Raw genomic sequence first — 21970 nt, forward strand, 5'->3', positions numbered from 1 at the left:
TTTGCTGTTCCTTACACCTGTCTTCCGCTTTTAAGTTTTTCGTTAAAACGTTCAAGCTCTTTTCCTTTTAAGCCGCTGTCTTTTCCGGCTATCAAATTACGTATAGCTTCAAGTTCTTCTGCCGAAAAGTTTACGCCGTTTTTTTCATGCCGCTCAAAAGAAGCACAGGCAAGGGGGGTTACGGTTTTACAAATCTCGAACATCACTTCGGCATAGTCTCTGATTTCTTTTTGTGCATGAGCATCCATACGCAGCCGCAAAAAATGAAAAAGATTATGCAAGTCTATTTGCCAATACCATTCGGTATAAGTGGAAAGGGGGAGGTTTATTCTGGCAAGCTCTCTTGCAATATTTTTATCAAGTAATTTAGAATAGCCTTCATAAATTTCTTCTTGTTGTTTTTGTAAAGAAGTTATAACTTCATTTTGAAGTTCTTGAGGAACTGCCTCATTCATTCTGCCCTGCTTATTGTCGCTGCTTTGCAAAGCGATATCCTTTCCGGCGGGTACATAAAACTCGGCCTTTAAGATAGAATACCGTCCCGAAATTTCGTTTAAGCGGGCAGTCCTATGCCTGATCCACTGACGGGCTACAAAAATGGGCAGCTTTACGTGAAAGGTAAAAACCACTTGCTCAAAGGGAGATGTATGCTTGTTCCGCAAAAGATAATCTATTAAAGCAGCATCTTCACGGACGGTTTTAGTACCTTCCCCATAAGAAACACGGGCTGACTGCACTATGCGGGCATCGGTTCCCATGTAGTCTACCAATCTGATAAAGCCCTTATCAAGAACCTTAAATTCCTTATCCAAAATTTTCTCCGCTTCCGGAGTTATACAATGTGCCATAGGAGAATAATAGCATAAATTATAAAAATTGGCTAGAGATTAATTGTTTAGTTTTTTATTATATCCCAACAGTTCCTATAAATATTTGCGTTTATTTTTACATATTTTACCTTGTTTTGATGATATACTCTAAATTCAGGAAACTTTACGCCTTTTATATTTGGCGAGCTTTTTTGCATAAAAAAGATTGCGTCATTAAAAAGTTTAAACCAGCTGATTGTTTCATCATGTTCAAAAACTTTTTCGGATTTTCTTGTATTCCCATCATGGCGGAATAATGCGTTTTTTTGTGTATAAAAAACATTGCCGTCAAGATCAGTATTAAATTCTCCATCCAAACAGACTACATAAATTGTAAAATCATCTAATGACATGGAAACGACGGCTGTTTTTAATCCATCACTCAATGAAATTCTGGTTTTATAATATATACTATTATATTTTTTTGAATATGCGATGTGAACAGGTCTAGCATACGGATAAGGGTATTCCGCCGTTGAATTAGATATAAAAATATAATTGCCGCCATCTTCTTTACCGTAATCATAAGGATAATCTTTATATAGATCCTTACCGGATATTTCAAACTTATAAAGCTTTGTTTCATATAACAATATTTTATTATCCGAATCAAATTCGTATTTATATAAATTACCTCCGTCAAAAAAAAGAATATCACGGCCTCCTATATTTACCGCAACAGTATCTCTATGTTCTAATGGAAGTATTTTAATTATTTTTTTGTTTACAACATCAAGATAGCAGATACACCTATCCCCTGATATCACAACAAGACCATCATCAGTAATAGTGATCGAACCTGCGGATAAAGTCATTTCTTTACCGCCTTCATTAAATTTTCCGGCTTCAATAAATTGTTGGATAACATCTGTATCTACGTCTCCTCCATTAAACCTTACATCATACCATTTTCCATTTTTGGATACTTCAAACCATTCATTTTGTGTAGATGCAAATATATATTCCGATTTATCAAAATCATAAATATACTCGCTTGGAACTTCTTGCTGATTTTGGGCGTTAAAATGTAATTTTATTCCTGATTTAAAAAACAGCCAGTGAATCAAAATTCCTACAGGAAGAATTATCATTACTAATACAATAATATAAAGTATAATTATAACTTGTTTTTGTTTCATAGCTTACTCCCAATACTCAATCTCTCGATATGTGGTAGAAAATAAAACTCCATCAGAAAAAAACTTTTCTTCAATCCAGTTATCGTACTCATCATATTGTAAAATTTCAACTGTTCCCCCCAATGAGGTCGTATATTTTCTTATTTTACCAGAGTTGTCGTACTCACTAATTATCTCATATTCTAATTTATCATTATCATATTTTTTAAATTTTTTTATCATAGCATTTTCATAAATAAATTCATATTTATCAAAAGATCTTTCATGATAATAAATTTTAATTTCTTTATATTTGCCGTCTTCATTGAAGATAAGTTCCATATCATCGAATGTATATTTATTTTCTTTTTCATTGTATAATATCTTTTTATCTTTACGTTTTTTTTCATATTCATTTACAAACTGCCTTACTTCACTATCCGTATTTTCCATCTTATAAACATCTTTGCTAATAAAATTTTTATCATTATAATAATAAGTGTATACTTCATCATGAGAATATGAGTCTGTCGGAATGCAGCCTAATTTATATACATATTTTACTACCTGACCGTTTTTATTAAATAAAGCAAAACTCTTTAAGGTCTTTTGATTTTCAGGTAAATAAGCTTGACAGGGCATATCATATTGCATAACCAAGTCGGATAAATATGATATATATTCGTTAGTCCAACTTTCAAAAATATGTATCTGTTTGCATTTTTTTCATGGTTTCAGGCAATACATAATAATTGCTGTTAATATTAGTATATTTCAACTTTCTTATGTTTATCTCATAGATAAACGGATTATAAGATTTTAAATCGAGCTCAATAGCCTCATCACTCTTTTTAGCTGGACCTTCTTGTATTACATTTATAGGCTGAAGTTTTTCTTCCTTACTACAAGAAATACTCAAAGTTAGAATAACTAATAAAATAATTAAATTAATAAAAACAGCGCATTTTAATTTCATATTTTCTCCATAATATTTTTATAATATGATCAAACCCCCTGAATAATTCTGGATACTACGCCTAAGAAAAAGATCGGTTTAAAGTCTTGATTAAACCCGGCTTGGAATGTAAAAGGAACGTTATCAAATAATGTATAGCCTGCGCCTAAACCGCACTCGGCAATAAGGTTTATTTTTTTTACTTCGTTAGAGCCGAAGCCGGCATCTGCAAAGGCTGAAATAAAAAATCCGTTTGAATTAACAACCGTCCGGGCTGCGTACCATCTAATTTCAGTCCCCCAAATATGCATCGAAGAATATTTTTGAACATCTTTAAACGAAAAGCGCCGCGTCATAGCTTCTTGAGATTTTTCTATTTGGTAATCGGCGGCAGCATTTATATTTTTAGAATTTATCCTACCGGTATTATAAAAAGTGTAGACAAAGCCTACGTCAACATAATACAGTTTAAAGGTTACCGGCAAATCGAATTTAAGTCTGTAATTAACAAAACGGCTTTCCGGAATCCAATCGGTAAAAAAAGAAAAAGAAGTTGTTGCTTTAAGATAACCCAAATCTGCAAGATAAACATCGAACCTGATTCCCTGCGATATTTCGGTAATTGTTTTCGGCAGCAATTCCTTTTGTGAACCGGTAAATTTTATTTCATTAACAAGTCTTCTTCCCACACGGGCAGGGAGAGAAATTTTCAGTCTGTTTATAACAAAGATAAAATTATTTCTTGCATAAACAATTTGGTCGGAAACTTTTTTATGCATTGTAAACGGAACAAAATCATAAAAAGCGTTTATATCCCACTTAAAAAAATCTTTTTGAATAAACATTCCTATGGAAGAACTTATAGCGGGGCCGTTGTCTGCCGAAAAGAAGATTCCCGTATTCGGGAAAACACTGAAATTATCTTGCCTGTAAAGCCATCCGAATTTTACCGAAAGAGGAAATCCGAAATAATGCGGACGAATATTAAATTTGGAAATGTTTAAAGATTCTTCTTCATCAGTTTTTTTTAGTTCCTCTTTATTTTGAGAAAAGCCTGCCGTCATCATAAAACAAAAAAACAAACATAAAATCTTTTTCATTTTTTCTCCGTCTTTTAAACTATTAATCATAATCCGCCTAAGATTCCTTTTTTATAATTTTCATAAAGCAACGAAACAATCTGATGATTGGAAAAAAGATTTTTTGCTTTGTAAAAATATTCCCACCCTTTTTTTGTATCATATATTTTCATATAGAATATGGAATACCAAATAAATGCATTGAATTTATCAACTTCATTTAATTCTTCAATATATTTTTCCGTTGCTTTAATTTGAGAATTAAAATTAGATGTGGTTTCATCGGCTGAAGAAATCTGCCAGCATGACAGCTTTACAAAAGCAGCCTTATTGGTTTTATCTTTTAAAAGGGTCATCCTGTATAAAACCGGAAGAGCTAATTTTGTGCTAAAACGGTTTGTTTCAGGTAGCTTGAGTTTTGTATATAAGTAGTCTGCATATTTTAAATACACCTCACCTTCCAAATCGGATAGCTTTAAAAATCTTTTTAAATCCTTATCTATCTTTTTTGTTTCCTCACCTTGATGATTCATACTGCCGTAATTATAAATGGTAGAAATAATCTCGGCATGTTTAAGATATAAAATTAAGAGCTCGTTTTGTTTTTTTATATCCCTGTTTTTTTTATTCTCTAAAAGAATTTTTTCCAGAGAATCTGTGAGCGACTTTATTCCATCTATTAAGATTTTCGATTCTTCGTCGCCGATGGCGGCGGTTCTATAATACTCGGTAAAAATAGAATCACACTCACCTAAGCTAAAGATTTTTATCTTATCCGAATCTGATGATTTTACAGGTATTTCTTGGGCAAAACAAAAAAATGAAAGGTTGATAAAAAGAAAAATTCCCGCTATTAATTTACATGTCTTGGTTTGAAAAGAATATTTTTCCATTTTTATAGAGTATATTTTTTTTAATAAAAAGGGAAGTGCTGTTATCATGTTCTTTGCCATAAAGATTCTCAAAAACACCTAAAATCCTTCTTAGTTGAAAAAAACCCGGTTTTTTGCTATGATGATACCTTAAATTGTATTTTTAGGAGACAAACATGCAGGAAAACCAAGAACAAAAAAAGCGTCCGGGTTGTTTTACGGCGTTTTTTCGTGGAATAAATATTTTACGTTTGATAATAATAAACATCATTTTCTTTTTTTTCTTCTTTTCCTTTTTGGGGGTTATGGGCAGCATACCCTCTAACACAAAAACAGTAGAGCGTGTACCGAGTGAGGCTGTGCTAATGATAAATCCTTCCGGGATTCTTACAGAAAAGGAATCGGATATTTTTTCCGCAGGCATTCCCGCAATCGGGAAAAAATCGGCAGTCCTCGTTTCAGACCTTGTAAAGGCGATAAAAAATGCGGCCTTCGATAGACGGATAACAAGCCTTTATTTGGACTTCTCGGAATTGGGAGGCCTCTCGTCGGGACACTTAAGTGAACTGGGAGACGCTTTAAAAGTCTTTAAAAATTCCGGTAAGAAAATATATGCCTATGCTGTAGGATATTCCATTCCTTCTTACTTTTTAGCTTCCTATGCAGACCGTATAGGAATTGATCCGCTGGGAGAAGTCTCCTTTGCGGGCTTTGCCTCCCGTCCGGTCTTTTTTAAAGGTTTGGAAGAAAAATTCGGCATCAAGTGGAATGTGATACAGGCCGGAACCTACAAGGGTATGGCAGAAACTTATTCGCGGGATAGCCTTTCTCAAAATGTAAGAACAAACTTAAAATCCATGTTCGATGATTTATGGAATAAGTACACTTCGGATATTGCAGCAAACAGAAATATGCCGCCCGAAAAAATTAGGGCTTTCGCCGAAAACAATAATGCTCTTATAAAAAAATATGAAGGAAACGGAGCGAAGGCCGCTTTAGAAGAAGGCTTTGTTACCGATATTGCCTCAGTCGATGAATTTGCTGCAAACATAGGCTTTGCCGATAGTAAAACATTTTCGGTAACCGTAAACACAATAGGCTATGATTCATATAATGCAAACTTTGCAGAAATGCCCTCTCAAAATTCGATAGGCGTTATTCATATAAACGGAGCAATCTCTTCTACCGGTACAGGGCGTATAGATGACTCTGCCGTAAGTTACAAGATTGTAGATCTTTTTGATATTGCTCAAGGAGATCCGACTGTAAAAGCTATCGTTGTAAGAGTAAATTCAGGCGGAGGAGAGGTCTTTGCTTCGGAAGAAATAAGACGCGCAATAGACAGAGCTAAAGCCTCAGGTTTACCTGTTGTAGTTTCCATGGGGTCCGTTGCCGCCTCGGGAGCTTATTGGATTTCTTCTTCTGCAGATTATATTTTTGCAAGCCCCTACACAATTACCGGCTCAATCGGTGTATTGGCTACAGCTCCATCTTTTAAAGAAGCCGTTAAAAAATATCTGGGTATAACAAGCGATTTGGTTTATTCGGGACAAAAGCCTTCATATTCCGTTTTAGAAGAACCTTCTCCTGAAGAAAAAGAGGTAAGGCAGATGGAAGTTATGCACATATATAAGACCTTTATCGAAACCGTTGCAAGGGGAAGAAACCTTCCGGAAAAAACCGTTGAAGAATTAGCCGGCGGACGTGTCTATTCAGGTGAACAGGCCTTAAATTTAAAATTGGTTGATGCTTTAGGCTCTTTAGACGAGGCGGTAAAATATGCTGCAGAGCTTGCAAACATAAGCGGACAATATTCCGTAAAGGAAATAAAAAAGCCCCTGCCTTTTACGGAAGCTTTGATAAAAAGTATTTTAGAAGATCTTGATGCTTCGACACTTTCGCAGATGAACTTTGCAGACATCAAGGCTTTCACTGACTTTTTAAATTTAAAATCAAAAAAAGGCATCTATGTTTACAGCCCCGAATACCTTATTTGGGAAAACTAAACTTGCGGTAATGAAAAAGTTTTTATGGAGGAAGAGATATGGCTATAAATTGCGGAATTGTGGGTTTACCCAATGTAGGAAAATCGACTATATTTTCGGCTCTTACAAGTGCGCCGGCTGAGGCTGCTAATTATCCGTTTTGTACAATAAACCCCAATGTAGGAATTGTAAGTTTACCCGATGCCCGTTTAAAAAAACTGGCTGAACATTTTAATCCCAAAAAGGTAATTCCTGCAACCGTAGAATTTGTGGATATTGCAGGTCTTGTAAAAGGAGCTTCAAAGGGAGAGGGTTTAGGGAATCAGTTTTTGTCCCATATCAGAGAAGTCGGCGTTATTGCCCACGTTGTGCGCTGTTTTGATAATGATGATATTGTCCATGTTTCAGGGAAAATAGATCCGGCTTCCGATATTGAAACGATAAATATCGAGCTCGCTCTTGCCGATCTTGCAAGTTTGGATAAAAGAGCTGAGCGTGCCGAAAAGGCGAGCCGCATGGGTAAGGAAGCTCAAAAAGAAGCTGCTGTCGTAATGCGGGCTATCGAAAAAATTCGTCCTCTTCTGCAGGAAGGAAAGGGAGCACGCCTTGCCGACTTGACCGATGACGAAAGAGCCGCAATCTACGACACCCATCTAATTACAATGAAGCCTCAAATGTATGTTTGCAATGTAGATGAAACAGGTGCCCAAGACAGCAATCCCTATATAGCGGCGGTTAAAAAGATTGCAGAATCCGAGGGGGCAGATACCGTTGTAATTTGCGGAAAGTTTGAAGCCGAATTAGCCGACCTAGAAAGTGAAGAAGAACGCCTAAGCTTTTTAGCAGAGGTAGGCTTGGAAGAATCGGGCCTTTCACAGCTTGCGAGGGCAGCCTATCACTTAATCGGGCTTAGAACCTTTTTTACGGCCGGAGAAGATGAGTGCCGCGCATGGACAATCCATGCCGGGGATACGGCTCCAAAGGCTGCCGGAGTTATACATACCGACTTTGAAAAGGGTTTTATAAAGGCGGAAGTATACAGCTTTGATGACTTTGTAAAATACGGAAGTGAACAAAAGATAAAGGAAGCAGGGCGTTACCGTCAAGAAGGAAAAGCCTATGTAGTAAATGACGGTGATATTATGTTCTTTAAATTTAATGTTTAAATTTTAGATATTTTTGAATAAAAATACTTGACATTTTTATCCGTTTTAAGTATACTCAAGCCACACACAAACGATACACACTGTTTTTCACTAGACTCGCTCATTATCCTCCTTTTGAGTGAGTCTTCTTTTTTTTCTCCATTTTATTTTTTTACATAAGTTTATGTTTGTATAGTTTACCCTTACTCTGCGGTTAGGTCAAAAACCGCATCCAAATCAAGTCTATCGGTCTTTATTTGAGAAAATAAAATATTTTGGTCAAGCTTTGCATCAAAGGGAGAGTTTTTAAAAAACTTAAAAAATAATGAGCTGTGATTTTTGGTGTCTTGGTCTATTTCTACAAAGAGCTTGTAGGTTCCGGCTATGTTCCGTTTTGCAAAAATATACAACCGCTCTCCGTTTTTTTGGCCCGCTGCCGCAGCCTTTGATTCTGCTGCCATAAAAAAACTTTTATCGGCCGTTATGCCGGACACAGCAAAGGAGCCGAATTCTTCCAACATATTTTTTCCGTTAAAATTAAAATTCTTTATTAAAACGTTTTTTTTATTTTTGGAGTCTACTGTTTGAATGGGGAATCCTTGCAAATCTTCCTTTGAAAGTTCCTCAATAATTTTATTTAGAACATCAAAGCCCTGATCGTCATTTTCGATGAGGGTGCTCATCAACCGTTTTGCAAAAGCACCGCCTTGGCTTGAGTTTAAGCGTTCTATCATTTCGGCAGGGCTTATTTTTTTTCTTGTTACGATTTTTTCAGTCTTAGGCTGATTGGTTGTTTTTAAAAATTCCGGGGCAGCCGGAACCTGAGGGAGCACAGGGTTTATTGTATTCGGTTTAGGGATTTCAGGCATACCGGGGATAGGAGGAACGGGCGGAATAGGAATCGGATTAGAGTTTTGTCCAATCGTAGGCAGGGACATAAAGATAGAAAATATCACTGCAATTATAAAGGGACTGATCGGCATATTGGCAAGCCGGCTTTCGACGGTTTCAAGCCGAGCCTGAAGGCTTAAAATGGTTTTTTCCAAACGCCGTTTTTCTTTTTCTAAGGTGCGCCGCGGATCTTCTTCTTTCTTTTTAGAAATCGTGCCCCGGACTGTTGCAGGGCTTGTCTTATTTAAAAACATTTCTTCTGCCTCAGCCCTTTTTTCCGCATTGCCTATATTGGCCACAAACTTCATCGCCTCATACCCGATGGCAGGGTTTACATTGTAGGCACTGATTTTTTCAATAGCAGTTGCGGATGCCCTAGGAAGACAGAGCACCCTATCGACATAATCCTCATATCTTACGCCGGCTTTTTTACAAAGGGGCCGAGCTTTTCCAAGCAGGCGGCCTAGCTCTTTCATAAGTTTACCATCTTCTACCATTATAACTTGTCTGATTTCATCGGTTAATTCTAAAAGTTCGGGCGACTCCTCAAGAGTGATTTTATAAAAGCCTTTTTTTTCGGCCTCAGCCAAAAGGCTGTGAAAGAGTGTCCAAAACTTGGGGCTGTGTACCCGTGTTGAATAAAAACCGCCCTCTTTTTCACACTGCTTGTGATGAGTATATTCATGTACAGCCGTGTAAATAAGCTCATTATCATTTGCAAAATTCTTATTATGAAGAATAATTTCGTGCGTGTCCGGCTTATAAAGCCCGTTTACCTTTTTGCTGCTTTTTCCCGTAAAAACAACAGAAAACTCAAGCTCCGTATCCGCCGTCTCAAGCAAAATTTCTTTAACTCTATCCTGATTCATAGTTGCATTATATACTATTTGAGACAAATTTTCAAAGAGATGAGATTTATCAAGATATACATAAATTTGGAAATGCTTATTTCTTAAAAATATCGCTATGTGTTCCCGTATCAACAAGAGTCATAACTAAATTGTTTTCTTCTTTTAAATATAATAATAACCAATCAGGTTGTATGTGACACTCCCAAATACCTTTAAACTGTCCTGAAAGTTGGTGATTTTTATGTTTTACCCCAAGCGGCGTATCTGTCCTTAATTTTTCTATGATACCTTCAAGAAGATTAATATTCAAACCTCTTTTCTTTGCCAATTTGACACTTGCTTTAAACTGAGATGTTTTCTTTAATTGATATATCATACTTCACAATCCGCAAGCAATTCTTTTGCAGTTTTATACTGTTTAACCGAAGCATCACAACTGATTTGTCTTGCTTCTTTTATCGCGGCTAAAACAGATGGTGAAAATTCTTTTTGTGGAGGCAGAATTTCAAAAGGAATTTTTTGCTGATTTATAGCTTGCTTTAAAAATAATCGAATTGCAGTTGTTGTATCAATACCTAATGCATTAAAAAGATCATCAGCTTCTTTTTTTATTTGACTATCAACTCGCGTTTGTAATACTGCAGTGGACATTAGTATCTCTCCTAACATGAGATTTATACTATAAATATAGTATATTTATAGTACATTTGCAAGTATTTATGCTTAAAATTTTAAGTGAACAACCAATGTTCTGTGCAATTTATCGGCGAAATACATATATATTCGAGTTAGGAATTTTAATCCCTCACAATGTTTTAATGCTCCATCAAAAAATCCATCGACATCTATAAGCTTTGTATTAGTAATATTTGCAAATTCCTTTGGGTTATCGACACTAAAATACATCTTAGCATTAACATTACCGGTCTTTTGAACATATTTATTAGCTAATTTTAATCCGGTAGAATTTGTTGCGTCAAATACCAATTCTCCTTTAAGAATTAAAGACTTCATTTTTTTTATCATCTCTATAATTTTACCTTCATCGAAGTACTGATATACTCCCGAAACAACAATCATAGTCGGCAATGAAGTATCTATTTCTTTTACCCAATCAAGAGTAAACATATCCCCCGAGAGCAGTTTTTCATTACCTGCATTTCCTAGTACTTTTTTTCTGGTATCTATAACGTTAGGTAAGTCTATTTGATAAAAGTTAGATTTAACATTATTAATACGATTATAGGCAGTTTCCAAGCCGGCTCCTAAAAACACTACATTGCTTTGAACATTTTCTTCAAGAAATTTTATTATCTTTTTATCGATTGTTTGTTGTCTGCAAACACTGGCCATATAAAAATATTCGGTAGTATTCTTCTCTATGTTATCCGTCGGTATATATTGTTTTAATGACAATGCTTTTTCATCATAGAAAAATTTAGGGAATTTTTCGGATGCATATATTCTTGCTGCAAGCGGGATATATAATGTATCTTCTACACCATCAAGTAAATTTTTTGTACTCATACCATAATTCTCCTTATATAAAAAATAACCGCAGGAAAGATATATACTTCCCTGCGGCATGAGTAAAAGCTGTTTAAGCTTCTTTGCTTAGCATATAGTAAAGACTCTTTACGAGTGTTCCTGTGGCGTTTTCTTTTAGGTAGCCGAATTTTTCGGTAATGTAGGCAGTTCCGGCAATATCAATATGAATCCACGGGATATCTTCTTTTGCAAGGAAGGAACCGACAAAGAGACCGGCCGTCATCATTCCGCCTAATTTTCCGCCTGAATTTTTTAGATCTGCTACTTTCGATTCGTTCATTTTTTTATAATACTCGATAGTGGGCATTCTCCAGACAAGTTCGCCGGCTCTTTCATTTGCCTTGACAAGTTCTGAAAAGAACTCATCATTGTTTGTAACTGCGCCGCTGACCTGTTCTCCAAGAGCCGATACACAAGCGCCGGTGAGGGTTGCAAGGTCAATCAGCTTTGTAGCTCCCAAATTATTGGTAGCGTAATAAACGGCATCGGCTAAGGTTAATCTACCCTCGGCATCGGTGTTAATGATTTCGATGGTTTTACCGCTCATTGAACCGATAATATCGCCGTTTCTGTAGCCGTCTCCCGAAATCATGTTTTCGCAAGAAGCAACAACAGCGACAACGTTTACCTTTGCTTTGAGGTCGGCCAGTGCATACATTGCTCCGATGACCGTACCTGAGCCACCCATATCCGTGAACATATCAACCATGCTTGTAGCAGGTTTAATGGCGTATCCGCCGCTGTCATAGGTTAAGCCCTTACCTACAAGAGCGATTTTTTCATTGGAGCCGGGATTATTGTAGTATTCCATAACGATGAGTTTGGGTTCCTTGGTGCTTGCTCTGGCTACGTTGAGGAAGGCTTCCATTTTGAGGGCTTCAATTTCTTTTTTGCCGTGGACTGTAACCTTGACACCCTTAGCTTCAAGTTTTTCTTTGGCAATTTTAGCCAGAGTTTCAGGATAGATTACATTTGCCGGCTGGTTTACCAAGTCTCTGGTTAAGAAAACCGCTTCCATGAGCTTGACGGCTTCGTTTATACCTTTTTCGGCTCTGTCTTCCTTGCCTTTTTCGGGATTATAATTGACCGTAATTTCGGTTTGTTCTTTACGATCGCTTTTAAACTTATCATATTTGTAGGTGGCATGGAGCATACCTTCTGCAATAGCCTCAGCCGTCTTATAATTACATAGATTGTTAAGCTTAGGAATATTGAGCTCGACTTCTTCTACCTTGTTCTTTAAAAGCTCACTTGCTGCCTTAAAAAAGGTTTTTCTTAAAACTTCCAAGTCAATTTTTTCTTCTTTACCCAGACCGATAAAAAGCTGGGCTTTAAGATTGGAGTCGAGAGTATAATAAACCTCTTCCGCCTTTCCGGAAAATAATTCTTTTTCCTTCAAATGATTAAGATAGCTGCCTTCTAGTTTGTCTTCAAAAACCAACTGGGCAGCTAGACCGCCTTTTTTTGCAATATTAAATTTCATAGTTCCTCCGAAATTGTATTAAAGTTATGTTTACTTTACAATTAGAGTATACATCTTTTATTGATTAACGGCAAGGTACAACAGGGATACTAAATGCACTATACAATATTTATTATAAACCATTCTTATTATCTTGTCTAAGACTTTTTTTTATGTTACACTTGTGAAAGACGTTGAAGGTCTTAGGAGTTTTTTATGATGAACAAAATAATTGAATGTGTTCCCAACTTTAGTAACGGCCGCGATCCTGAAGTTTTGGAAAAGATTATAGCCCCCTTCCGCGGAAAAGAAAATGTAAAACTGCTTGATTACGAATCCGACAAGGATCATAACCGCTCTGTTGTAACCGTAATCGGTGAACCCGAAGAACTTAAAAAAACCGTAGTAGAAGCTATCGGAATAGCCGCTAGTCTCATTGACTTACGCAAGCATGAGGGAGCCCACCCCAGAATGGGAGCTACCGATGTTGTCCCCTTTATTCCGATTAAAAATTCCACAATGGAAGAATGTATCGAATTATCCAAAGAGGTTGGAAAACTTATCTGGGAGCAGCACAAGATACCCGTATTTTTATACGAAAAATCGGCATCTTCCCCTGCACGTGAAAACCTTTCCAATATCCGAAAAGGACAATTTGAAGGCATGGCTGAAAAGGTAAAGCAGCCCGAATGGAAACCCGACTTCGGCGGAACGGAAATTCATCCTTCTGCAGGTGTTACGGCTGTAGGCTGCCGAATGCCCCTCGTTGCCTTTAACGTGAACTTGGCCACAAACGATCTTTCAATCGCAGACAAGATTGCAAAAAAAGTTAGGTACATAGGCGGAGGCTTGCGCTTTGTAAAAGCAATGGGCGTAGATCTTACAGAGCGCGGGATTGTTCAAGTTTCAATGAACATGACCGACTACACAAAAACTTCTCTTTATCAATCTTATGAAATGGTAAAAATGGAAGCAAAACGCTACGGCGTAAATGTCGTCGGTACCGAAATTGTCGGCCTTACCCCGATGGCCGCCTTAATGGATGTTGCTTCTTATTATCTTCAAATCGAAAACTTTGAATTCAGCCAAATAATTGAAGCAAGATTACTCGAATAGATTTGATATAAGAATCTTTAAAAAACAGATTATCGGGAGTGCTCGGTAATCTGTTTTTTTATTTTATGCTGCTTTATTCTTGCGGCTAGTGGCGCTTTTCCGGTTTGCCAGATATTTGAATTTTCTCCATTCCTTGACCAAGCCCCTTTTTTATGCTAAAATGCCTCGAATTTAGGAGTATAATGCGTGGAAGAGATACAAACTAAGGAAGGCGGAGCCGTAATTCCGATTCCTATCGAAAATGAAGTAAAAAGAGCCTACATAGATTATTCAATGTCAGTTATCGTAAGCCGAGCCCTGCCCGATGTAAGGGACGGTCTAAAGCCCGTTCACAGGCGTATCCTTTATTCGATGGAAGAAAAGGGCTTACGCAGTTCAGGCCCTACCCGAAAGTGTGCTAAGATTGTTGGTGATGTATTAGGAAGTTACCACCCGCACGGCGACGCTTCGGTCTATGATGCCCTCGTCCGCCTTGGACAGGACTTCTCTCTCCGCTATCCGGTTATTTATCCCCAAGGAAACTTCGGAACCATAGGAGGCGACCCGCCCGCAGCTTACCGATACACGGAAGCTAAGATGGCCAAAATCGCCGAAACCATGGTCGAGGACATAAAAAAAGAAACAGTCGATTTTATTCCGAACTTTGACGATTCTACAAAGGAGCCGACTGTTCTTCCGGCTAAATTCCCCTTCTTGCTTGCAAACGGTTCAAGCGGAATTGCTGTCGGTATGGCAACCAATATGCCGCCCCATAACTTACGCGAAATAGCCGATGCGGTTTCAGCCTACATAGATAATCCCGAAATCGAAATAGACGAGCTTTGTAAATATATGAAGGGCCCCGACTTCCCGACAGGCGGAGTTATCTACGGACGAAAGGGAATAAAACAAGCCTTTAAGACAGGCCGCGGGAAAATCTTGGTGCGCGGTAAATTTACAATCGAGGTCGATAAAAAAGGAAAAGAAACAATAGTCTTTACCGAAGTACCCTATCAGGTAAACACGACCACCCTTGTATCCCGTATCGGGGAACTGGCCCGCGAAAAAATTATAGACGGAATCGCAAACGTAAACGATGAAACTTCGGATAGAACAGGCTTGCGAGTTGTTATAGAGCTAAAGAGGGGGGCTATTACAAAGGTTGTTTTAAACCAGCTTTTTGCAAAGACTGCCCTTCAATCTTCTTTCGGAGTTATAAACCTCGCTCTTGTAAACGGAAGACCTGAAACCCTCAACTTAAAACTTCTTGTAAAATACTTTGTTGAGCACAGAGTCGATGTCGTTACCCGCAGAACAAAATTCGATTTGCGTAAGGCGGAAGAAAGAGCTCATATCTTGGAAGCCCTCATCGTCGCCATCGACAATATAGATGAAGTTATCAAAATAATAAGGGCATCCCGCGATACGCAAACGGCAAAAAACAACTTGATGGAAAGGTTTGGCTTTGATGATGTTCAAGCTCAGGCCATAGTCGATATGCAGCTAAAGCGTTTAACCAGCTTGGAAATTGAAGACCTCCGAAAAGAGTTACAGGAATTACAGGTTCTAATCGCTCACTTAAAGGACCTCCTTGCCCATCCCGAAAAGATTTTAGCCTTAATAAAGGAAGAAACTAACGAGATAGCCGAAAAGTTCGGAGATGAACGCAAAACCGATATAGTAGCCGATGAGGTTGAAGAGCTGAATATCGAAGACCTTATCAAAAAAGAAGAGATGGTTATTTTAATTTCTCACCTCGGATATATTAAGCGTATTCCTGCCACAGCCTATAAGAGCCAAAATAGAGGCGGCAAGGGTTCCAATTCCGTAAACCTTGCCGAAGATGACTTTTTGGATCAGATTTTTACGGCCTCAACCCATGACTATATTATGTTTATCACAAATGCGGGAAAGGCTTACTGGTTAAAGGTGCATGAAATACAGGAAGCAAGCAGAACAAGCCGCGGCTCTCACATAAAATCCCTTCTTTCCGTTTCTTCCGATGAAGAAATTACGGCCGTTGTTTCCTTAAAAGAATTCGACGATAAGACCTATCTTTTGATGGCAACAGCAGGCGGTGTTGTAAAAAAAGTAACAACCGATAATTTTGCAAATGCAAAAACCCGCGGAATCATAGCGATAAAACTCGATGAGGGCGATAAACTTGTAAGTGCAATTCTTACAGGCGGCAAGGACGAAATCATGCTGATTACCCGCCGAGGTCAGGCCCTCCGCACAAGCGAAGAGGACATCCGCTCTCAAGGGCGTTCGTCGCGAGGTGTTACCGGAATAAAGCTTTCTTCCGAGGATGAGCTTACAGGCGCACTCCGAGTAACGGAAAATCAAAAAATGCTTGTTATGACCGAAAACGGCTACGGTAAGCGCGTGGAGTTTTCCGAATTTTCAGCTCATGGAAGGGGAACCGGAGGACAGCGTATCTATACCCTCTCTGAAAAAACGGGAGAGGTTGTAGGGCTTCTTACCGTCTTTGATGACGATGAAGTTGTCTGCATAACGGGCCAAGGAAAAACAATCCGCATAAGCGTAGACTCTGTCGGCACTATGGGAAGGTCTGCACAGGGTGTAAGAATATTAGATATTGAAAGCCCCGATATGCTTATAGGGCTTGATGTTGTTGCCCGCGATGAAGAATAGGTAAAGTTTATGAAAAAATTTGCGATTATGGGATTGGGTACCTTCGGGGTACGAATGCTGGATGAGCTTATAAAAATCGGGGCTGAGGTTATAATCATTGAGCAAAATAAAGACCTTATTGAAATGTATAAATCTAAAGCTTCTTCTGCAATTGTACTTGAAGAAATAAGCGAGCTTTCAGTACGCAAAATTCTTCCCTCCAAGGTGGATACGGTAATCGTAGACTTCGGCCGCAAGGTAGAGCTTTCAGTAATCAGCACGACCATCTTAAAAAATTTAGGCATTGCAAACATTGTTGTACGAGCCCAATCCGATGAACACGGAAGACTTTTAAAAACCGTCGGAGCCACCAGAATAATTTATCCCGACAGTGAAGCAGCCAAAAGAACAACCCCTATTTTAGCTGCCGACCTCCTTCTTAAATTTATGCCTATTTCAAAAAACCTTGCCCTTGCCGAAGTCGGAATAGAAGCAAGATATGTCGGTAAAAGCCTCGCCGAATCCAATATCCGAAAAGATATGAGCGTAAACATCATAGCCCGCCGAAAAAAAGAAAGCGAAGACTTTATCTTTATGGATGACCCTGAGTATAAATTTGAAGATGATGATGTTCTTTTAGTTGTTGCCTCTGAAGAACACATCTATAATTTTTCCGGCGGTAAGATAAGCCTAAAAAATAATTTAAAAAAAGATGGAGATATAAAACCGTCAATCTTTAAAAATCTTTTTTCTTCAAAAAAAGTATAATTGATAATTGGGAGATTGCCGATTTAAAAGCCTAAAGGAGAGTGTGCTATTATGGAGAATCTATCCTGCTCAAAGTGTGTTTGTGATGAAACCGGTCTTCAATTAAAACCTAAAAAAATATCAAAAAATTTATGGAAGCTGGCTTATCCTACGATGATTTCTGCAGGCTTGCAAAACTTTTATGACATTGTCGATATGGTTTGGGTAGGACAGATATCTAAGACGGCTCTTTCAGGTGTTACCCTCTTTTCTTCCATATACATGCTTTTTACCATTTTAAATGAAGTCGCAGGGGCCAGTTCCGTGTCGATGATTTCGCAAAACTACGGCCGAGGCGATATGGAAAAGACTCAGCGTATTGCCGAACAAACTATCAGCTTTAAGGTTGTGCTTGCAGTAATATCGGGCTCCCTTTTGGCTCTTTTTTTAAAACCGATTTTATGGTTTTTTCTTCCGGATCAAGAAGTTTTAAATTCCGCTTTGGAATACGGATGGCTGAGAATCTTTTTTATTCCTGTAATGTTTTCTTCATATTCGGTAAATACGATTTTTAGATGTACCGGAGATGCAAAAACTCCCTTGCATATTATGATAATATCAACCATCATAAACTTGGTTTTAGATCCTGTTTTTATGTTCGATATAATTCCCGGAACAAATATCCCGGGCTTAGGTATGGGTGTTTTTGGTGCAGCCCTTGCAACGGTAACAGCCCGAACTATAAGTTTCTTATACGGATTTTTGATTCTCTTAAGCGGAAGGCGCAAAGTAAAAATAAGCTTTAGAGGTCTTTTTAAACTCGACAAAAAAATAGATACCGACCTTTTACTCATAGGTCTTCCTTCAGGAATTAACTCACTTGTCCGCAGCTTTGCTCAAGTAACGATTATGAAATTCGTAACAGTTTACGGTGCCGATGCAGTTGCTCTTGCAGGTGTCGGCGGAAAGCTTTCACAGTTTGCCTTTATGCCTATTTTCGGTTTCAATATGGGAGGTGCAACTTTGGTGGGGCAAAGCCTTGGCCGAGATAATGTTAAGGAAGCAAAGCTTACTTCTAAGATAAATGCTTTTATGTCAGCCTCTGTAGTAGGAATTTTTGCAGTCATAATTATGGGAACGCCTCAAACTTTTTTGCGGTTTTTCTTCCCAAATGATCCGTCGATGCTTTTGCAGGGTAGTTTAATGCTGCGAATATTTTATCCGTCCTTTATAATTTTATCTATGGGATTGGGACTCGCTGTGGTTTTTTCAGGTTCAGGTCATACAAGGCCCATACTTTACTCTACCTTGGGTTCTCGCTGGTTTGTACAAATCCCGTTTTTATTTTTAGTTGTAAATATTTTACATCTTCCCTTATTTGCCGTTTGGACCTCTTATATTTTTTCGGAGGCAGCCGAATTTATGGTTATTCTATATCACTACCGCAAAGGGGCCTGGTGTAATAAGAGGGTTTAAAATTTGCTGAGTTATCGTCACGGCTTTCATGCGGGAAATCAGGCCGATGTTTTTAAGCACTCGGCTCTCTTTTCTTTTTTAAAACTCTACACCCAAAAGCAAAAACCATTTACGGCCTTTGATTTAAATGCAGGAAGTGCTTCCTATAATCTTTTAAGCGAATGGAGTTTAAAGACCGGCGAAGCGGAAGAGGGGATAATCCGCTTTTTAGATTTATATAAAAAAGAAAAACTGCCTCTTCCGATACCTGAAGGCTTTAAAGCCTATTTGGATTTTTGCCTAAAAAACTATGATGAAAATTCCTCTTATGCCGGCTCTCCAGAAATCATCCGTTCATTTTTACAAAAAGAATCCAATTTGATTTTATGCGATCTACATTCTGCCGAAGCTGAAAAATTAAAAGAACTGTATAAGCGTGTAGAAAATGTTCATGTGCATAAACGAGATTGCTATGAGGCTGTCAGAGCACTTACACCTCCTCTTCCTATCCGGGGCTTTGCCTTGTTTGATCCCAGCTACGAAGTCGATTCTGATTATACAGCGATTGCAGAGTCTGTCGAAAAGGTCTGTAAAAAATGGCCTATAGGCATCTTTATAATTTGGTACCCTATATTGAATCACAAAACCGAAGAGTGCCGAAATTTAAAAGACCGAATCAGCAAGGCCATGAACAATAAAGTATTAAACATTGAAGTCAAGCATTTTTCAAACAAGATAGACTCTGAAAATGAATACGGCTTACAAGGCTCAGGCCTTTTAATCACAAATCCGCCATGGGGTTTGGAAGAAAAACTGAAAGAAATTTGTGAGTATGTTGAGAAAGTAAGTGCCGGGTTAGATTGAAGAACCATAAGGTTTAGGTTTTTGCCTATGATTATGTGAAAATTCATAGTGAAATAAAAAAGTATTTACTATAGGCATAAAGGTATCATTATGGTATAATGATACCTTTAGGAGGTGTTTATACCGCAAATAGTACCAATTCGCGACTTAAAAAATACGAGTGCGATTTCAAATCTTTGTCATAAAACAAATGAGCCGATTTTTATAACAAAAAATGGCTATGGTGATATGGTTATTATGAGTATGGAAACATATGAAGGAAATGCTTTTTTTAATAATCTTTATGGTAATTTGGAAGAAGCAGAAATGGATTTACAAAACGGCAGGGTTTCCGGTATTGATGAGGCTATAGAGGAAATAAAAAGTCGATATGATTTATAATGTTCAAATCACTGATAAGGCAAGATGATAATAAAAAAATAGTTACTATAATGCATATATTTTATGCAAAACGTGATTATGGAAAATTATTATAACCGTTAATGCATACAGTTACACAATAATTACTGCACATAAGCAAAAGATTCTATGACAATAAAAGAATTTGAGAATAAATATTGGTATATGAGTGAACTCAAAGCACTAGCAAAGTCGCTTGAAATTCCTTTTGATTCAAGAACACGAAAGGATCAGCTTGAAGACATGATTATTCAATTTTTGGAAATCGGAACGGTAAATAAAAAGAATAGTTTTCGGATTAAAAACCGGAATATAGACATATTGAATAATCATAGTTATGTTAAAAATTTTAGAAACAAAAAAGAAACATGGGAATTCATCAATAGTGAAATGGATAAACGAGTTCTGGGATTAAAACCGAAATCAGGCGCAAAATATTGGCTTAATCGTTGGATTGAAAATAAGCTTTCTAATGGCGAAAAAATAACTTATAATGATGTCGTTTGCGAATATATTCGATTAAATAAAACTGAAGAAAAGCTTCCGCAAATTCCATCCTGTAAATTTAATAACTTTATAAGCGATTATCTGGCAAATGAAAAAAATGCAACAAGAAAAGACGCTTTGGAAGCATGGACTATGCTAAAAGATATGAAGGTAAAAAAAGATTATATAACATGGAAAAAAATAAACATCCATAAATAAATTTGTCAGATACGATGGAGGACATTATGAGCGTATCATTTTATATTAACAACAAAAAAACTTTTTTTAAAAGTAAAACACCCATGACCGTAAAAGAATGTTTAGGGTTTTCTTCACAAAAGATAGAGCAATTTGCTTTTGATGAAACACAAAATAATTTCGATTTAGAAAAATTCTATAACTCGTCTGTTGCCGATTATGAATGTTTGCTATGCGGGGTATATGGGGAAAGCTCTCGCGGGTTTGAGCTCTCTTTTGCAAAGGAGTTTAATCAGTATGTTGTGAGAGTTTTCACGCCAAGCACAAATGAAGATTGGCAAATTGCTCTCACCTATATTAAAGATTTAGCCCGGAAGTTAGGGAGTGATATTGTCAGTGAAAGAGGGGAACATTTTACAGTCGAGGATATTGATCAATTTAATTATACCGAGGATATCTTATTCGGAATAAAATCTTATTTTGAAAATAAAGATACGGATGAATACATCAGTTTTGGAATTTTCCGCGAAGTAGTTATTAACCATACGATTGTCGAAGGATTTTTAAATTCTGAAAATCCAATAGAAGCATTTAGTAAATTCTTTAAAGATATTCAGTATTTAGATGCTTTTTCAGCAAATCAGATGTTTTTTGAGGATAATGCTACAAAAAAAATTATTGGGCTTTATACTTTAACCCAAGAAGTAGAAACCATTTTGCCCTATAAGCCGAGTGTAGAATACAGGAATATAAACATAGTAAAAGATGAAGATATAAGTTCTTGGAAATTATCCCTAGTTATTATTAACGGCGATCCGGATGATGAAGAATCTTATCAAGGCGCAGGAGATATTGAATATCAGGATTTTATAGCACGCCTGTCAAAAGACAAATATCGATTTATAGATGCTAAGTATATTTTAGTTGATGCTTTAACACAAGAAGAAATTTTGAGTATACTAAAATAAATATAACTTGACAATATATATAATAGAATAATAAGTGTAGTAATTATATAAGGAGGTTTTAATGTCAAATAAACCAAAGTTAAAAGTCTTCTCTTTTTATATGTGTTTTGTTTTTCTTGTTTTACTCGGGGCTCAATATATTCTTTTAGATTTATATTCTTCCTGCTTATTTGCATTTCAAGAAAATTTATTAAGCCTTAAAACTATTCAAGCAAGACCTCTTGTAGAAACTCTTGTTTTAATTGCAGGTCTTTTATTTATCAATATACTTGCGCGTTTTGCAATTATCCGTTTTGGGCGTAGAAAATTGCAGATAAAAAAGATATGGTCGAAAAATATTTAAACCCTA

At 37.2% G+C, this 21970-nt stretch carries 22 protein-coding genes; 11 read left to right on the forward strand and 11 right to left on the reverse strand.

The window, feature by feature from the left end:
• Positions 1-11: 11 nt before the first annotated feature.
• Genes thyX through HYB91_RS11220 form a run of 6 tightly spaced genes read right to left on the reverse strand, consistent with a single transcriptional unit; the run spans position 12 to position 4974 of the window.
• Positions 12-848: an FAD-dependent thymidylate synthase gene (thyX, locus tag HYB91_RS11195; protein WP_002676661.1), complete on the reverse strand. Its 837-nt coding sequence runs from the start codon at positions 846-848 to the stop codon at positions 12-14.
• Between the two features lie 47 nt (positions 849-895).
• Positions 896-2008 carry a hypothetical protein gene (locus HYB91_RS11200; RefSeq protein WP_002676659.1) on the reverse strand — a complete coding sequence of 371 codons (1113 nt, stop codon included), beginning with the start codon at positions 2006-2008 and terminating at the stop codon, positions 896-898.
• 3 nt (positions 2009-2011) lie between these two features.
• Positions 2012-2629 (reverse strand): hypothetical protein, encoded by a 618-nt coding sequence (locus tag HYB91_RS11205; RefSeq protein ID WP_252508177.1) that lies wholly within the window; start codon positions 2627-2629, stop codon positions 2012-2014.
• Between the two features lie 55 nt (positions 2630-2684).
• Positions 2685-2963 carry a hypothetical protein gene (locus HYB91_RS11210; protein WP_002676657.1) on the reverse strand — a complete coding sequence of 93 codons (279 nt, stop codon included), beginning with the start codon at positions 2961-2963 and terminating at the stop codon, positions 2685-2687.
• A 29-nt stretch (positions 2964-2992) separates the two neighbouring features.
• Positions 2993-4072 (reverse strand): hypothetical protein, encoded by a 1080-nt coding sequence (locus tag HYB91_RS11215; RefSeq protein WP_002676656.1) that lies wholly within the window; start codon positions 4070-4072, stop codon positions 2993-2995.
• Entirely contained in the window at positions 4069-4974 is a 906-nt protein-coding gene (locus HYB91_RS11220; protein WP_002676654.1) for a hypothetical protein, read from the reverse strand. The genes HYB91_RS11215 and HYB91_RS11220 overlap by 4 nt, the downstream gene beginning before the upstream one ends.
• A gap of 95 nt (positions 4975-5069) precedes the next feature.
• Between HYB91_RS11220 and sppA the strand changes: the two genes are divergently transcribed.
• Both sppA and ychF read left to right on the forward strand, forming a co-directional pair.
• Positions 5070-6899 carry a signal peptide peptidase SppA gene (gene sppA / locus HYB91_RS11225; RefSeq protein ID WP_002676653.1) on the forward strand — a complete coding sequence of 610 codons (1830 nt, stop codon included), beginning with the start codon at positions 5070-5072 and terminating at the stop codon, positions 6897-6899.
• Between the two features lie 38 nt (positions 6900-6937).
• Positions 6938-8044 carry a redox-regulated ATPase YchF gene (ychF, locus tag HYB91_RS11230; RefSeq protein WP_002666350.1) on the forward strand — a complete coding sequence of 369 codons (1107 nt, stop codon included), beginning with the start codon at positions 6938-6940 and terminating at the stop codon, positions 8042-8044.
• Between the two features lie 182 nt (positions 8045-8226).
• Here the strand turns inward: ychF and HYB91_RS11235 are convergent, their stop codons facing one another.
• From HYB91_RS11235 to HYB91_RS11255, 5 genes are all read right to left on the reverse strand, one after another.
• A complete protein-coding gene (locus HYB91_RS11235; RefSeq protein WP_044909998.1) occupies positions 8227-9783 on the reverse strand; it encodes a hypothetical protein in 1557 nt (518 codons plus the stop codon).
• A 76-nt stretch (positions 9784-9859) separates the two neighbouring features.
• Positions 9860-10141, reverse strand: a complete 282-nt coding sequence (locus HYB91_RS11240) for a type II toxin-antitoxin system YafQ family toxin (protein WP_002676650.1) — start codon at positions 10139-10141, stop codon at positions 9860-9862.
• Positions 10138-10416, reverse strand: coding sequence for a type II toxin-antitoxin system RelB/DinJ family antitoxin (locus tag HYB91_RS11245; RefSeq protein ID WP_002676649.1), 279 nt, complete (start codon positions 10414-10416; stop codon positions 10138-10140). The genes HYB91_RS11240 and HYB91_RS11245 overlap by 4 nt, the downstream gene beginning before the upstream one ends.
• Positions 10417-10488: 72 nt before the next feature.
• Positions 10489-11292: a class I SAM-dependent methyltransferase gene (locus HYB91_RS11250; RefSeq protein WP_002676647.1), complete on the reverse strand. Its 804-nt coding sequence runs from the start codon at positions 11290-11292 to the stop codon at positions 10489-10491.
• A 73-nt stretch (positions 11293-11365) separates the two neighbouring features.
• The gene (locus tag HYB91_RS11255; RefSeq protein WP_002676645.1) at positions 11366-12796 is read right to left on the reverse strand and encodes a cysteinylglycinase; all 1431 of its coding nucleotides are present in this window, start codon (positions 12794-12796) and stop codon (positions 11366-11368) included.
• 195 nt (positions 12797-12991) lie between these two features.
• On the opposite strand from HYB91_RS11255, the gene ftcD reads away from it, so the two are divergent.
• The 9 genes from ftcD to HYB91_RS11300 all read left to right on the forward strand — a co-directional run bounded on the left by ftcD (position 12992) and on the right by HYB91_RS11300 (position 21964).
• Positions 12992-13891: a glutamate formimidoyltransferase gene (gene ftcD / locus HYB91_RS11260; protein WP_002666354.1), complete on the forward strand. Its 900-nt coding sequence runs from the start codon at positions 12992-12994 to the stop codon at positions 13889-13891.
• 186 nt (positions 13892-14077) lie between these two features.
• Positions 14078-16525, forward strand: coding sequence for a DNA topoisomerase (ATP-hydrolyzing) subunit A (gyrA, locus tag HYB91_RS11265; RefSeq protein WP_002666355.1), 2448 nt, complete (start codon positions 14078-14080; stop codon positions 16523-16525).
• Positions 16526-16534: 9 nt separating this feature from the next.
• Positions 16535-17272, forward strand: a complete 738-nt coding sequence (locus HYB91_RS11270; RefSeq protein WP_002676643.1) for a potassium channel family protein — start codon at positions 16535-16537, stop codon at positions 17270-17272.
• 51 nt (positions 17273-17323) lie between these two features.
• Positions 17324-18727 carry an MATE family efflux transporter gene (locus tag HYB91_RS11275; protein WP_002676642.1) on the forward strand — a complete coding sequence of 468 codons (1404 nt, stop codon included), beginning with the start codon at positions 17324-17326 and terminating at the stop codon, positions 18725-18727.
• A gap of 3 nt (positions 18728-18730) precedes the next feature.
• The gene (gene rlmJ, locus HYB91_RS11280) at positions 18731-19570 is read left to right on the forward strand and encodes a 23S rRNA (adenine(2030)-N(6))-methyltransferase RlmJ (RefSeq protein WP_253688805.1); all 840 of its coding nucleotides are present in this window, start codon (positions 18731-18733) and stop codon (positions 19568-19570) included.
• Positions 19571-19684: 114 nt separating this feature from the next.
• On the forward strand, positions 19685-19951 hold the full coding sequence (locus HYB91_RS13035) for a type II toxin-antitoxin system Phd/YefM family antitoxin (protein ID WP_002681231.1): 267 nt from the start codon (positions 19685-19687) through the stop codon (positions 19949-19951).
• 147 nt (positions 19952-20098) lie between these two features.
• Entirely contained in the window at positions 20099-20674 is a 576-nt protein-coding gene (locus tag HYB91_RS11290; RefSeq protein WP_253719532.1) for an SAP domain-containing protein, read from the forward strand.
• 26 nt (positions 20675-20700) lie between these two features.
• Positions 20701-21621, forward strand: coding sequence for a DUF4299 domain-containing protein (locus tag HYB91_RS11295; RefSeq protein WP_002676635.1), 921 nt, complete (start codon positions 20701-20703; stop codon positions 21619-21621).
• Positions 21622-21682: 61 nt separating this feature from the next.
• On the forward strand, positions 21683-21964 hold the full coding sequence (locus HYB91_RS11300; RefSeq protein WP_002676633.1) for a hypothetical protein: 282 nt from the start codon (positions 21683-21685) through the stop codon (positions 21962-21964).
• The last annotated feature ends 6 nt before the right edge of the window (positions 21965-21970 follow it).

Origin of the sequence: Treponema sp. B152 (assembly GCF_024181665.1) — a bacterium.
Taxonomy (GTDB): Bacteria; Spirochaetota; Spirochaetia; order Treponematales; family Treponemataceae; genus Treponema_B; species Treponema_B denticola.

Excerpts from the sequence above, each read along its gene's own strand:
- thyX (WP_002676661.1), bottom strand. The coding sequence starts at position 848 with ATGGCACATTGTATAACTCCGGAAGCGGAGAAAATTTTGGATAAGGAA.
- HYB91_RS11200 (WP_002676659.1), bottom strand. The coding sequence starts at position 2,008 with ATGAAACAAAAACAAGTTATAATTATACTTTATATTATTGTATTAGTA.
- HYB91_RS11205 (WP_252508177.1), bottom strand. The coding sequence starts at position 2,629 with ATGCCCTGTCAAGCTTATTTACCTGAAAATCAAAAGACCTTAAAGAGT.
- HYB91_RS11210 (WP_002676657.1), bottom strand. The coding sequence starts at position 2,963 with ATGAAATTAAAATGCGCTGTTTTTATTAATTTAATTATTTTATTAGTT.
- HYB91_RS11215 (WP_002676656.1), bottom strand. The coding sequence starts at position 4,072 with ATGATTAATAGTTTAAAAGACGGAGAAAAAATGAAAAAGATTTTATGT.
- HYB91_RS11220 (WP_002676654.1), bottom strand. The coding sequence starts at position 4,974 with ATGGCAAAGAACATGATAACAGCACTTCCCTTTTTATTAAAAAAAATA.
- sppA (WP_002676653.1), top strand. The coding sequence starts at position 5,070 with ATGCAGGAAAACCAAGAACAAAAAAAGCGTCCGGGTTGTTTTACGGCG.
- ychF (WP_002666350.1), top strand. The coding sequence starts at position 6,938 with ATGGCTATAAATTGCGGAATTGTGGGTTTACCCAATGTAGGAAAATCG.
- HYB91_RS11235 (WP_044909998.1), bottom strand. The coding sequence starts at position 9,783 with ATGAATCAGGATAGAGTTAAAGAAATTTTGCTTGAGACGGCGGATACG.
- HYB91_RS11240 (WP_002676650.1), bottom strand. The coding sequence starts at position 10,141 with ATGATATATCAATTAAAGAAAACATCTCAGTTTAAAGCAAGTGTCAAA.
- HYB91_RS11245 (WP_002676649.1), bottom strand. The coding sequence starts at position 10,416 with ATGTCCACTGCAGTATTACAAACGCGAGTTGATAGTCAAATAAAAAAA.
- HYB91_RS11250 (WP_002676647.1), bottom strand. The coding sequence starts at position 11,292 with ATGAGTACAAAAAATTTACTTGATGGTGTAGAAGATACATTATATATC.
- HYB91_RS11255 (WP_002676645.1), bottom strand. The coding sequence starts at position 12,796 with ATGAAATTTAATATTGCAAAAAAAGGCGGTCTAGCTGCCCAGTTGGTT.
- ftcD (WP_002666354.1), top strand. The coding sequence starts at position 12,992 with ATGATGAACAAAATAATTGAATGTGTTCCCAACTTTAGTAACGGCCGC.
- HYB91_RS11270 (WP_002676643.1), top strand. The coding sequence starts at position 16,535 with ATGAAAAAATTTGCGATTATGGGATTGGGTACCTTCGGGGTACGAATG.
- HYB91_RS11275 (WP_002676642.1), top strand. The coding sequence starts at position 17,324 with ATGGAGAATCTATCCTGCTCAAAGTGTGTTTGTGATGAAACCGGTCTT.
- HYB91_RS11290 (WP_253719532.1), top strand. The coding sequence starts at position 20,099 with ATGACAATAAAAGAATTTGAGAATAAATATTGGTATATGAGTGAACTC.
- HYB91_RS11295 (WP_002676635.1), top strand. The coding sequence starts at position 20,701 with ATGAGCGTATCATTTTATATTAACAACAAAAAAACTTTTTTTAAAAGT.
- HYB91_RS11300 (WP_002676633.1), top strand. The coding sequence starts at position 21,683 with ATGTCAAATAAACCAAAGTTAAAAGTCTTCTCTTTTTATATGTGTTTT.